11 protein-coding genes are annotated in these 13,193 nt (G+C 65.4%); 1 reads left to right on the plus strand and 10 read right to left on the minus strand.

Annotated features, from left to right (window positions below; translation table 11 throughout):
- Positions 1-39: 39 nt before the first annotated feature.
- From AC07S4_RS04705 to AC07S4_RS04750, 10 genes are all read right to left on the minus strand, one after another.
- Positions 40-1,134: a tyrosine-type recombinase/integrase gene (locus AC07S4_RS04705; protein WP_494985491.1), complete on the minus strand. Its 1,095-nt coding sequence runs from the start codon at positions 1,132-1,134 to the stop codon at positions 40-42.
- Positions 1,135-1,319: 185 nt separating this feature from the next.
- The gene (locus AC07S4_RS04710; RefSeq protein WP_494985492.1) at positions 1,320-1,739 is read right to left on the minus strand and encodes an organic hydroperoxide resistance protein; all 420 of its coding nucleotides are present in this window, start codon (positions 1,737-1,739) and stop codon (positions 1,320-1,322) included.
- Positions 1,740-1,794: 55 nt separating this feature from the next.
- On the minus strand, positions 1,795-2,718 hold the full coding sequence (locus tag AC07S4_RS04715; protein WP_494985493.1) for an NmrA family NAD(P)-binding protein: 924 nt from the start codon (positions 2,716-2,718) through the stop codon (positions 1,795-1,797).
- 55 nt (positions 2,719-2,773) lie between these two features.
- On the minus strand, positions 2,774-3,232 hold the full coding sequence (locus AC07S4_RS04720) for a MarR family winged helix-turn-helix transcriptional regulator (protein ID WP_494985494.1): 459 nt from the start codon (positions 3,230-3,232) through the stop codon (positions 2,774-2,776).
- 46 nt (positions 3,233-3,278) lie between these two features.
- On the minus strand, positions 3,279-4,184 hold the full coding sequence (locus AC07S4_RS04725) for a LysR family transcriptional regulator (protein ID WP_494985495.1): 906 nt from the start codon (positions 4,182-4,184) through the stop codon (positions 3,279-3,281).
- Between the two features lie 38 nt (positions 4,185-4,222).
- On the minus strand, positions 4,223-6,523 hold the full coding sequence (locus AC07S4_RS04730) for an FdhF/YdeP family oxidoreductase (RefSeq protein ID WP_494985496.1): 2,301 nt from the start codon (positions 6,521-6,523) through the stop codon (positions 4,223-4,225).
- Between the two features lie 99 nt (positions 6,524-6,622).
- Positions 6,623-8,158: an MFS transporter gene (locus tag AC07S4_RS04735; protein WP_494985497.1), complete on the minus strand. Its 1,536-nt coding sequence runs from the start codon at positions 8,156-8,158 to the stop codon at positions 6,623-6,625.
- 1 nt (position 8,159) lies between these two features.
- Entirely contained in the window at positions 8,160-9,386 is a 1,227-nt protein-coding gene (locus tag AC07S4_RS04740) for an HlyD family secretion protein (protein ID WP_494985498.1), read from the minus strand.
- Between the two features lie 5 nt (positions 9,387-9,391).
- Positions 9,392-10,855: an efflux transporter outer membrane subunit gene (locus AC07S4_RS04745; RefSeq protein ID WP_494985499.1), complete on the minus strand. Its 1,464-nt coding sequence runs from the start codon at positions 10,853-10,855 to the stop codon at positions 9,392-9,394.
- Positions 10,856-10,908: 53 nt separating this feature from the next.
- Positions 10,909-11,361, minus strand: a complete 453-nt coding sequence (locus AC07S4_RS04750) for a MarR family winged helix-turn-helix transcriptional regulator (RefSeq protein WP_494985500.1) — start codon at positions 11,359-11,361, stop codon at positions 10,909-10,911.
- Positions 11,362-11,528: 167 nt separating this feature from the next.
- Between AC07S4_RS04750 and bla the strand changes: the two genes are divergently transcribed.
- A complete protein-coding gene (gene bla / locus AC07S4_RS04755) occupies positions 11,529-13,148 on the plus strand; it encodes a subclass B3 metallo-beta-lactamase (RefSeq protein ID WP_494985501.1) in 1,620 nt (539 codons plus the stop codon).
- Positions 13,149-13,193 lie beyond the last annotated feature (45 nt).

Below are 13,193 nucleotides of genomic sequence, written 5' to 3' on the forward strand. Positions count from 1 at the left end.
TGAATTGGGCATCATTATAGGCTGCCGGCCGGTTTGCGGCTAAGGCTGCTCAACCCTTTGGCCGCTCACCGAGGCCATAATTTCGTCGTGGCGCTGGTTATCGGTCTTGTGCAGATAGGCTGCGGTGGTGGCGATGCTGGCGTGGCCGGCCGTGTCCTGCAGCGTCTTCAACTGTACGCCGTTGTTGGCGTGATTGGTAAGCATGCTGTGCCGCAGCCAGTGCGCGGACGCCTGCCTCAGCGTGGCCGCCATATCGCTGTCGCCTTGCGCCGCCGCCGCGCCGGCCGCCGCTGCAAACACGGCTTTGAGCGCGTTGGACGCGGCTTCGTCGGTCAGGCGCGCCGGTTCGCGGCTGCGGCTGGACAGCACCAGCGGCGTGGTGTCGGCGCGGCCGGATTGCGGCAGCATGCCGTAAGCCTGGCGGTAAGCGCGGTAGGCGTCCAGCAGTTCGGGCGGCACCGGCACGCGGCGCGGCTTGTTGCCTTTGCCAAGCAGATCCAGCCACCAGCGGCCGCCGCCTTCGGTGTACAGGTCGCCCATATTGGCGCTGACAATTTCGTTCAGGCGCGCGCCGGTGTGGGCGTAGGCCAGCAGCAGGAACAGGTCGCGCGCGCGGCGGCGCAGTTCGGACGGCAATTCCGCCGCGCGGCTGGCCACGGTGGACAGCGCCAGGCCGATCGCGTCCTGGCTCAGGTAGCGCGTAATCCGGCTGCCGCCGCGCGTTTTCACATGCTTGACCAAGGCGCCGGGATCGCGCCGCAGATAGCCGGTTTGTTCGGCAAACGCCATCAGCCCCTTGACGGCAATCATGGCCTGGCGCCGGCTCGGGTCCGACAGCGGCCCGGTGAACGGCCTGTAGCGCGGGTCCGTGCGCGGCCATTTGGTGGTCGATATCCAGTCCGGCGGCGGCTCCCGAAGGAACTCCTTGTAGGCATTCAGGTCCGCCACTTGCAGCTGGCGCAGCGACTTGCCGGCTTCTTCGCGGCACCAGGTCAGGAAGCGGAACAGCTCTTTTTGCGTGTTGGTGCGGGACTTGGCGCTCAACTCGCCATGGCCGATGAATTCGCGTGCGATTTCGCTGTCCGTGCGCGCGTCCGTCAGCGCATCTTCCGGCATTTCACGGTAGGGATACAAATCCGTTCGCGGGGCCTGCCCGGTTAGCGGTTCCAGATTGATCAAGGAAAATTTACTGGTCATAAACCCAGTATAACATACAGTATTTCGTACAGTATTCTTACTCGACAATATAAACAGTAATCTCGAGTTTGGTATTTGCGTGAAATGGGACCGCAAGCCCTGGCCTGCGGTCCAGGCAGGCATTAGGCCAGCGTGGTTTTCACATTGGTGCTGGCATACAGCGCTTTCGAGTATGGGCAAGTTTCGTGCGCGCGGTCGACAATCTTCTGCGCCACTTCCCTGTCCACGCCCGGCAGGCTCACGTGCAGGCGCGCCTGCAGCTGGAAACCTTTGTCGCCTTTCGCCAGGTCCACTTCCGCGTCGACTGCGGCGCCGGCCGGTACTGCCACGCCCAACTCGGCGCTCGCCTTCCCTATCGCACCCACGTAGCACGCGGACCAGCCCGCAGCCAGCAGCTGCTCGGGATTGGTGCCCTCCCCCTTGGACCAGGGGGCGCTCAATTTGACGTCCAGGCGGCCGTCGGAACTGCGCGAGGCGCCGTCGCGGCCGCCGGTGGTGTGGGTTTTGCCGGTGTACAGTACTTCCTGAATCTTGTTGCTCATGCTGCTGCTCCAGTATTTCCAAAGTTAAGAGGATGCTGCTTATTCCGCAGTGGGTTTATCCCTGCGTGAATTCTTTTGCGTGGCTGCGCGCAAACTCGCGCGCGCCCATGGGCTCCTGCCCTGTCAGGCGGAGGAAGTCGCCGCTCATGCGGTCGTAGCGCCCTTCCAGGTGCAGTTCGGCCATCACGCCCAGATGGCTCAGCAGGTGCTGCGGCACGCCCAGGCTGCGCAGTTTCTCCGTCCAGGCGGCCACGGGCACGTTCACATAGCTGATGGTGCGGCCCAGCGCCGCGCTGAACTCGTGTGCGTACTGCTGCAGGTCCAGCGATTCGGGGCCGGTCAGGTTGTAGATGCTGCCGATATGGGGCGCCGGGTCCGCCAGTATCACGGCGGCGGCGCGCGCCACGTCCACGGCGGAGATGGGCGAGGTTTTGCTGCTGCCCAGGGGCAGGACCAGCTGGTCGCTCTCCTTCACGCCTGCTGCCGCCAGGCGCAGGAAGAAGCCTTCAAAAAACACAGTCGGGCGCAGCGTCACCACAGGCAAACCGGACCACGCCAGCGCCTGTTCGGCCAGCCAGTGCAGCTTGTGCTGCGGACTGCCCGTGGTTTCAGTCATGCTCATCTGGGATACCGTCATCTGCGAGATGTTGACGATGGCCTCCACCCCATGGTGGCGCGCCACCGCAGCCAGGTTGACTGTCGCTTCCAGATAGGCCGCCGAAACCGACATGCCAAAGTAGATGCGTGCGCAGCCTTCCACCGCGCGGTGCATGTCGTCCAGGCTGGTCAGATCCCCTACCACCACCTCGGCGCCGAGCTGGCGCAAGGCATCGGCGCGCTCGTCTTCCCGCCGCACCAGGGCGCGCACCTTGTGGCCCTTGGCCAGCAGCATGGCGGTGAGGTGGCGGCCTATGGCGCCGACGTCGCCCGCCGCGCCGGTTACCAGTATGGGTTTGTCGTGCTGGGCTTGCGTGTTCATGACTGCTCCTTCTTGATGGTGTAGATACACCATACAGGGTAAAAAAAATGAAAACCTACTCCGGCGGCAGGCTGTCTGCCACGCTCACCAGCGACGCGGCGCCCTCCTCGCCCAGCAGACGCCGTGCCTTGGCCTGCGCTGCGCGCCAGGCCGGGCCTGCCGCGTGCAGCAGCGCGCGGCCTGCCGGGGAGATCAGGATGGGACGGCTACGGCCGCTGTCCGGCGTCACCTCCTCCGCCCAGCCTTCGTTCAGCACCACTTGCAGGTTGCGGGTGGAGGTCGAGCGTTCCTGGTGGCTGGCGCGCGCCAGGTCCGCCCTGCTCGCCCCCTTCATGCGCGCAATGCGCACCAGCAGGGAAAACTGCGACGAGGTCAGGCCGTGTGGCCGCAGCTCGCTGTCGTAAATACTGGTGATAACGCGGGAAATCGTCCGCGTCCGCGTCAGCAGGCACTGGCTGACCACGTCCTCCATCAGACTGGCGTCGGCTTGCGTGGTGGTGGCGGTGTTCTTCATGATGAAAACCAGTATGATGCAGATACACCATGCTGTCAAGCTGATTTTAGCTGGGCGAGGATTCGGTCATCAGCTCGGCTATCCAGTCGATAAAGGCGCGCACCGTGGGCGACAAGTGGCGGTTCTGCGGATACATGACCGAAATGGGGACGCGCGGCGAGTGGTAGCCCGTCAGCAGCGGCATGAGCGCGCCCGTCAGGATATGCGGCCGCACCAGGTAGGAGGCCGTGCAGATCAGCCCCAGTCCCTGCAGCCCTGCCTGCACATAGGTGCTGGTGTCGTTGGTGGACATGCGGCTCTTCACCGGCACGCTGATGGTGGAATGGCCCTCGCTGAACACCCAGTCCATCTCCCTGCCCGTCCGGCCCAGCAGATAGCCGACCGCGTGATGGCCGTGCAAGTCCTCCAGCGTTTGCGGCGCGCCGTATTGGGCGATATAGGACGGCGCGGCGCAGACGGTCCATCCGAAACTGGCGATCTGGCGCGCCACCAGCGAGGTGGAGTCCTCGGGCTGGCCGGCGCGGATCACGCAGTCTATGCCCTCCTGCACCAGGTCCACCGGCCGGTCGCTCACCGTGACGGCGATCTGCACCTCCGGATAGCGGTCCAGGAACTGGCCAACCGATGGAATGACGAAGTTGCGCGCGAAAGACGGCGTCATGTCCACCCGCAGCTTGCCGCGCGGACGGCCCACATTGCCCGCAAAGCCGGACTCCACTTCGTTGAGCTCATCCAGCAGCCGGCGGCAATGCGCGTAGTAGATGCTGCCGTCGGGCGTGAGGCTGAGGCGGCGCGTGGTCCTTTGCAGCAGGCGCACGCCCAGGTGCGACTCCAGTTCCTTCAACGCGCGCGTGACCGTCGATGGCGGCAGCGACAAGCCTTCGGCAGCCTTGTTAAAGCTGTTCACTTCAACGACCCGCACAAACATGCGCATTGCTTCCAGCCTGTCCATACCCGCTCCCGCAATACTGGTTTATCGGCGCCGCCCCATCACCGCTCGATCAAAATTGGCACTTGCTTGAAAGCCGGTGTGTTCGAGCCGCGCGCAGTCAGGTCCGGCGAGGACAGCGGCGTCAGCTCAGGGAAGTAGCCAAACACGTCGTCGCCGTGGATAGGATACTCGACCAGGCGGTAGCCTTCCACCATGCGTTCGATTCCGTCCAGGGAGGCGGCACGCAGCCTGACCGTGTCGCCGTCCTTGAAGCCCAGCCGCGCCAGCGTGTCCGGGCCGATGAACAGCACTTTGCGCGTGCCGTGCACGCCACGGTAGCGGTCCACTTCGCCCGTGGGGTCGTGGTAAACCGTGGTGTTGTACTGGCGGTGCGCGCGCACCGTGGCCAGGCACACTACCCTGTCTCCATGCACGGCGCGGGCGCGCCGCATGATGCCGTCCTGCGGCAGCGCGTGCGGCGCGAAGTTGGCCTTGCCGCTGTCGGTCTTCCATTCCCTCAGCGCCGCCGTGTTGGGCAGATGGAAGCCGCGCTTGCGGCGGATGTTGGCGTTGTACTGCTCAAAGCCCGCCACCGCGCCCTGCGCCACGCGCTCGATCAGCTCGCGCGTCAGGTCGTAGTCGCGGCCCATGCCGGTCCAGTCTATCGTGGAAGCGGGCAGCGTGTGGCGCGCCAGTTCGGTCACGATATGCGGCTCCGAGCGCAGCTTGTCGCTGGCCGGGCGGTTGCGGCCGGTGGACGCGTGCACCATGCTGGCGGTGTCCTCCACGCTGACGAACTGCTGGCCGCCGGCCTGCTCGTCGTGTTCGGTGCGGCCCAGGCACGGCAGCAGCAAGCCCGTCTCGCCGGGGTATAGATGCGTGCGATTGAGCTTGGTGGCGATATGCACCGTCAGCTTGCAGCGCGACAGCGCGTCCAACACGCGCGGGCTGTCCGGCCCGGCCACGGCGAAGTTGCCGCCCAGGCTGGTGAACGCATGCACCGAGCCATCCAGCAGGCCGCGAATGACGGCCACAGCGTCCAGCCCCGGTGCGGACGGCGGCGTAAAACCGAACACACGCTCCAGGCCTTGCAGCCACTCGGCTTTTGGCCGGCTGGTGACGCCCACCGTGCGGTCGCCCTGCACGTTGGAGTGTCCGCGCACCGGCATCAGGCCGGCGCCGGGCTTGCCGACATTGCCCCGCAAGAGCATCAGATTGGCCAGCATCTGTATGGTTTCGACCGCGTATTCGTGCTGCGTCAGGCCCATGCACCAAGTGCTGATGGTGGCGTTCGACGCCGCGTACAGCTGCGCGGCTTGCTCCATCTGGGCGCGGGACAGGCCGCTGCGGGCTTCGATCTCCGGCCAAGCCTGCGCGCGCACCACGGCTTCCAGCGCTTCGAAGCCCTGCGTGTGTTCCGCGATGAAGGCGCGGTCCAGCAGTCCGGTGGCATGCGCATCGTCCGCTTCCAGCAGCGCCTTGATGATGCCGGTGATAGCCGCCAGGTCGCCGCCCACGCGCACCTGGTAGTACTCGTCCGCGATAGGCGTGCTGCCGCCGGTCAGCAGTTCGCCTGCGGCTTGCGGGTCCGTGAATTTTTGCAGGCCGCGCTCCAGCAGCGGGTTGAACACCACAATTTTGCAGCCGCGCAGCTTGGCGTGGCGCAGGTCGCCCAGCATGCGCGGGTGGTTGGTGGCCGGGTTCTGGCCGAACACGAAAATCGCTTCCGCATGCTCGAAGTCCTCGCGCGTGACGGTGGACTTGCCCACGCCGATGGACAGGCGCAAGGCATCGCCCGACGCCTCGTGGCAATAGTTGGACGAGTCGGGCAGATTGTTGGTGCCGAAGGCGCGCGCGAACAGCTGGTACGGGAAGGCCGCTTCATTGCTGCTGCGGCCGGACGCGTAGAACACCGCGCGGTTCGGATTGTCCAGCGCGCGGAGGGCCGCACCGGCCAGCTCGAAAGCCTGCGGCCATTCAATTTCGCGGTAGGTGTCGCTGGCGCGGTCGTACAGCATGGGCGCGGTCAGCCGGCCAAGTGCCTCGAGCTGCCATTCCTCGCCTTTGCGCAGCTCGCTGACCGTGTGCGCTGCGAAATGCGCGGGCGTGGCGCGCTTGGGCGTGGCTTCGTGCGAAATCGCCCAGGCGCCCTGCTCGCAGAAATCCACCGCCTTGTCGGTAGGCGAATCCGGATAGGCGCAGCCGGGGCAATCGATGCCCTGCGGCTGGTTCACGTGCGCCAGCGTTTGCAGCGCGGGGAAAGGGCCGTAACCGGTGAGCGCGCGGGCCGTGCCGCGCAGGGAGCCAAAGCCGCCGGCAGGCTTGCCGTAGGCTTGAATGGGAATGATTTTGTCCGACAAAGCAGAAACTCCAGTGGCGCCGAAAACCGCGCACTTTACCACAGGGCCGGGCGCGCACAAATACGCGTGCGGCGCCCTGCCCTCTGCCGCGTTTCCTTGTCAGCGCAGCACGCGCTGCAGCGCCATCAGCAGTCCGCCGGCCACCGCGAACACCGCCAAAAAGCCGAAGTAGTCCAGTGCGGACAGCATGGCCGCCTGCTGGTTCAGCTGCTGCGCCAGCGTGGCCACCGCCATTTGCGCGGACTGCGCGCCGTGGCTGGCACCGAACTGGCCGCCCACCTGCTCGACTGCCTCGTTGAACGCGGCGCCGCCGCTGCCGAACTGGCGCGCCAGCACTGCCACATGTTCGCTGGTGCGCCATTGCAGCGCGAGCGCAGCGCCGGCGGTACCGGCGGCGAGGCCGAACTGGGACAGCATGTTTTTCAGTTGCTGGCCGTGGGTGAAGGCCAGTTCGTCGCGCTGCAGGTCCACAAAGGTCTGGATCGCCGTGGTGGCCATGACCAGGATGATGAATACGCCATAGGCCGCTATCGCGGGCGCCACATGGGTCCACAGCCCCGCTTCGCCGTTCAGGCGCGCCAGCAGCAGGCCGCTGCCGGCCAGGGAGGCGAAGCCCGCGACATAGAATTTTTTCGGCGCCGGGAATTTGGGCAGTATGGTGGCCATGATCCAGAACGCAGGCAGCGCGGCCATCAAGCCGGTGGCCTGGACCTGGCCGATCACTTCCCAGGGGAAGCCAAGCGCGCGCTGCATGAGCACGGGCAGCATGGTGTTGTTTGCGCCCAGCACCACGTAGCACAGCGTGAACAACCCCAGTCCGGCCAGGTAGCGCGGCTTGAACAAGCGCTTGAACACCAGCAGCGGCTTGGCGTGCGCGTACTGGTGGCGCGCAAAGTACAGCAGCGCCGCGCTGCCGGTCAGAATGGCCAACACCAGCGGCAGCGCATCGGCGTAGAAGTCATATGTTGCACGCTGCAGCGCGTACAGGCTCAGTAGCGCTCCGCCCAGCATCACGGCCAGCTGAAACGGGTGCGCTTCCGTGCGCTCCTCGGCTGGCGCCGGGTCCGAAGGCAGGCAGAAGCCGGCCAGCAGCGCCGCTGCGGATGCAAGCACGGAAAGCAGCACGAAAATGGCGGGCCAGCTGTCCCGCGCCACCGCGATGGAGGCGAACCACGGCGCCAGCGCATTGCCGATGGCAAGCGCGCTGGCAAACACCTTGATGCCGAGGAAGCGGCGCGGGCTGGGCGGCATCAGGTTGATCATCAGGCGGGCGCTGGTCATGAACGCCGCGCCGCCCATGCCCATGATGGCGCGGCCAAGCAGGAATTGCGGGAAGGAGCCGCTGCTGGCGCACACCGCCGCCCCGGCGACGAACAGGGCCGCCGACACCTGGATGAACAGCCGCCAGCCCATGCGCTCGACCAGCCAGCGCTGCTTGGAGATCGCGGCGATGGCCACCACCGCATACACCGCCGTAACGATGGTGAACTCCTCCGGCGTGGCGCCTATGCCGCCCATGATGGGGGCCGCGCCGAAGGCGATCATGCCGGCCTGGAGGAATTCAATGGCGTTCAGCACGAAGATGGTGGCCAGCAGCGTGCGCTCGTGGGGATGCCGGGGCGGTGCGGGCTGCATGTCAGTCCGCCTGTGCCAGTGCCGCCGGGCGCGCGGCTGGCTGTGCCGCACTGCCCGCACCGCCCGCACCGCCCGCATTGGCGGCGATAATGCGCTGGACCAGCTGGTCCGCCTGTTCCAGCTCGTGCTCGAACACGCCGGTCTTGTAGGCGGCGCGCCGGGTGGCCGTGCTGGTGGCTACCGCGCCGCTGTGGTCCGCCGTATCCACCGACACGTGCATGGACAGGCCCAGCTTGAGCGGGTGCGCAGCCAGTTCTTTAGCATCGAGCGCAATGCGGATAGGTACGCGCTGCACCACCTTGATCCAGTTGCCTGTGGCGTTCTGCGCCGGGAGCAGCGAGAAGGCGCTGCCGGTTCCGGCATCCTGGCCGATGACGCGGCCGGTGTAGCGCACGTCCTTGCCGTACACGTCGGCGCTCAGCACCACGGGCTGGCCTATGCGGATATCGCGCAGTTGCGATTCCTTGAAATTGGCGCTCACCCACATCTGCTCCGGCGGCACGATGGACATGAGCGCCGCGCCGGGCGCCACCCGCTGGCCCAACTGCACATTGCGCTTGGCCACCAGGCCGCTGACCGGCGCGCGCAGCGTGGTGCGGGCCGAGGCCACGTAGGCGTCGCGCAGTTGCGAGCTTGCGGCCTGCACGTCCGGATGGCTGGCGATGCTGGTCTGGTCCACCAGGGCGCTGGAGCCGGCAAGCTGCTGTTCCGCCACCGTCAGCGCGGCGCGCGCGGTTTTCACCGCGTCCTCGGCGTGTTCGATGTCCTCGCCGGAAACCGCGCCGCTGTGCGCAAGCGCCTTGCGGCGGGCCAGGTCGGCGGTGGCGCGCGCCAGGTCGGCTGCGCGCAGCGTGACGTTGGCGCGCCCCTGGCTGGCGTTGGCGAACTGCGCCCGCACCTGCCGCACGGCCTTGGACAATTGCGCTTCGGCGCGTTCCAGCGCTAGCCTCGCGTCCACCTCGTTCAACTGCACCAGCACCTGGCCGGCCTGCACGTAGTCGGTATTGTCGGCGCCTATCTCGGTCACGCTGCCGGACAACTGCGGCGTTACCTGCACCACGTTGCCTTCCACGTAGGCGTCCTCGGTCACCTGATGGGCATTCGGCGCCAGCATCAGCCAGGCGGCGCCGGCGGAACCGGCCAGCAGCGCGGCGGCGGCGATATTGGTGAAGGTGGCGCGCTTGGCCGGAGCCGGCGTGCTTGCCGCTGGGGGAGTTGCTTGGGTCATGATGGTCACCGCGAAGTCAGAGGAATGGAGTCCTGGCGATAGCCGCCGCCTAGGGCGCGCGCCAGTTGCATGTCGAGGTCGAAGGCGCGCGTGTCGAGTTCTATCTGCGCGCGCTGCTGCGCCAGCACCTGGCTTTGGGCCGCCAGCACCTGCAGGTAATTGCCCACGCCCGCGCCGTAGCGCTGCACCGACAGGTCGTAGGCCTGCTGCGCCGTGGCCAGCGCCTCGGCCTGCAGCGCGTTGCGCTCGCCCAGCCACTGGATGGACACCAGCTGGCTGACCACGTCGCGCACCGCGTCGGCTAGGGTCTGGTTGTAGGCTTCCACCGCCAGGTCGTAGTCCGCATTGCGCAGCGCGAGATTGCCGCGCAGGCGGCCGCCGTCGAAAATGGGCAGGCTCAGGCCCGCGCCGGCGCTGGCGATGCTGCTGCCGCCTTGCAGCAATGTGCTGAAGCCCAGGCTTTGCAGCCCCACCAGCGCGTTCAGGTTGATGGTCGGATAGAACTGCGCCTTCGCCACGGCGATATCACTGCCCAGGGCTTCCACCCGCCAGCGCTGCGCCACCACGTCCGGGCGGCGCGCTATCAGTTCGCTGGGCAGCATGCTTGGCACGGCGGCCGGGCGCATCTTCAGCAATTGCGGGCGCGTGATGGCCAGGCCACGGTCCGGCCCCGCGCCCAGCAGCGCCGCCATCTGCGCGCGCACCAGGGCCAGCGCTTCGTCGGCCACGGCGATATCGGTGCGGGCGACGGGGATGGCCAGCTCCGCCTGTTTCAGCTCGGCCTGCGAATCCAGCCTTGCCGCCACGCGCTGGCGGGTCAGTTCCAGCACGTGCTGGCGCTGTTTGAGCACCGCCTCGGCCAGGTCGCGCTGGGCGTGGAGCTGCGACAGCTTCAGGTAGGTTTGCGTCACGCCCACCGTGAGCAGCAGGCGCGCAGCCTCGCTTTCCACTTCGGCGGCCTTCTGCCGGCCCAGCGCCGCGTCCACGGCGGACTGGTTCTTGCCCCAGAAGTCCAGTTCATAGGAGAAGTTCAGCGTGGCCTCGTTGCTCCACTTCCACGAGCCGGCCAGCGGCTTGGGCACATTGCTGTTTTCGCTGAACTGCACGCGGTTGCTGCGCGCCGCGCCGCTTGCCTGCGGCGACAGCGATGCTTCCGCAATGCCGGCCACCGCCGCCGCATGGCGCACCCGCGCGTCCGCCATGCGCATGGTGGGGCTGGACGCAAGCGCTTCGTCCACCAGCAGGTTCAATTGTTCATCGCCGTAGCGCTGCCACCAGTCGTAAGCGGGCCAGGCTGCCGGCGACAGCGAAACCGGCATGGCCGCCAGCGTGACGGCGGCCTTGAGCTGGTTCGCCTCGTGCAGACGGGCCTGCGGTTTCAGGCCGCCGTCGCTGGCGCAGCCGGCCAGCAGTGCCAGCGCGGCCCCGGCGGCGGCCTTGGCCAGCTTGCGCATACGTGGAGTGTTCATCGTGGCATCCTCGGGAAACTACTTGCCTAGGCAGGTAAATGTGTAAAAAAAATTCAACGGCGGTTAGAGGCGATAATTCTTTGCAAAAAACCTTGAAGCTGGGTCGCCTCTTCCGGCGTAAAGCCCTTCAACGAGCGGGCGTGCACCTTGCGCACCGCCTCCATAATCTGCGGATACAGTGCAACACCTTCCTCGGTCAGCTCCAGGATCTGGCTGCGGCGGTCCTCCAGCGAGCGCACGCGGCGGATCACGCCCTTCTCCTCCACCCGGTCCAGCAGGCGCTTCATGGCGCCGCTGTCGTAGCCCATGAAGTCGCAGAACTCCGTCAGCGTGCTGGCACGCTCGTGGGCAATGCCCACCACCACCATGAACTGCGCCGACGTGATGTTGAGCGGCGCCAGTTCGCGCTCCATGTCCGCCAGGAAGCCGCTGCGCGCCTGGGTCAGCAAAAAGCCCAGGCCGCCGCTGAACATCTGGTTCCAGGCTTTGGATGTGTCGAATTTCATGCCGCTCGCTCCTTGTTGGAATTACCTGCCTAGGCAAGTAATTGCATTATACGAGAACTTTCGCCAGACGCAAGCGGCGAGGCATCGTTTTTTCTGGGCTTTAATCGCTTGACCTTGTGTGACATATGTCGCACACTTGCGCCATATGTCACAAATGAGGGCCGAAAATGAAAAAGAAGTATGTTTGCTTGTCCGCTATCGTGCTTGCTGCCTCCCTGGCCACCGCCAAGGCAGCAGACTGGTACGCCCCACAGGAGCCATTTGCAGTCTATGGCAATACATACTACGTTGGTACAGGCGGCATCAGCGCGCTACTGGTTACGTCTCCGGCCGGCCATATTCTTATCGATGCGGGCGCTCCCAAGTCGCCACCCAAGATCGTGGAACACATCCGCAAATTGGGATTCAAAGTCGAGGACATCCGCTACATACTCAATTCGCATGCGCACCACGACCATGCGGGCGGCATTGCGGAACTACAGAGGCTGAGCGGCGCCACGGTATTGGCGAGCCCGCCGTCGCTGGATATTTTCTCGAGCGGCCAGCCGGACAAGACCGACCCGCAATTCCACGATCTGGTTCCGATGACGCCGGTTACGAAGATTCGTGCAATCCATAACGGTGAGGTGATACGGCTTGGGCCAATCGCGCTAACCGCACACTTCACTCCCGGGCACACCAAAGGAGGAACCAGCTGGACCTGGCAATCGACGGAAAACGGACGGATGGCGAATATGGTTTATGCGGACAGCCTGTACGCGATGTCGGCCAATGGCGTCAGATTCAGCGGCAACCCTGGCTACCCCAATGCGCAAGCAGAAGTCGAGGAATCCATCGCCACGCTAGAGTCGCTCAAGTGTGACGTACTCGTGTCCGCCCACCCGGAACTGGGCGGCTTGTGGGAGCGGAAGGCGAAGCAGCCGGCACTGGGCAACGCCGCCTTTATTGACAAGGACGCGTGCCGCAATTACGCTGCCAAGGCCCGGGCCAAGCTTGCACAAACACTCGCTGAAGACAAGGCGGCAATACCGAAGCATGAGGTGATCAATAGCGCGGCGCCGATGGCGCGTGATGTGGTTGCGTCCGTTGCGCCCAGTCTATTCGAGCAGAAGACTTACACGGCATCGAATGGCATTGTGCTGCCTTACAGAATTTTGACCCCAATAAAGCTGGAGCCGGGAGTTCGCTATCCCCTGGTACTTCAACTGCACGGCTCAGGCGGAATCGGCAGCGATAACCTTACACAGCTCGACCGCCTGGCAAAATCCTGGGCAATGCCAGAGATCCGGGCACGATACAACACCTACGTACTGGTGCCGCAGCTCCCGGTCAGAAGTGCAAACTACGGCCCGCCGTCACCAGACCAATACGCGGAACACTCAACGGCGCTGATCGCGGCGCTTGAACTTGCCGAGAAATTCGCCCAGGAGTCCCCGGTGGACAGCGCGAGAATTTATGCGCTCGGATTCTCGATGGGAGGCTCGGCAGCCTGGCTTGCGCCAATATTGAAGCCGGACTTGTTTGCAGCCATCATGCCAATCTCCGGCATCGCGCCAAAGAACACATCGGCAGAGGCCCTTCAGGACTTGCCGATCTGGGTCATGCACGGCAATGCTGATACCGAGAATCCGATTTTCGCCGACAACAGGCTAACGAAGCTGATTGGGACGCGCGGCGGTCAACGCATCTTCTTCAGGGAATATGACGGCCTGGATCATCAATTGGCCGCAGATCTCTACCCGGGTTATTGGTGGCGAAACTGGCTCTTTGACCAGCGTCGTCATTGATTCGGCAGCCGGGCGGCAAGCCGCCGCCCGGGCCGGGGCTCGTAG

The organism is Pseudoduganella sp. GW821-FHT05F09 (assembly GCF_059419605.1).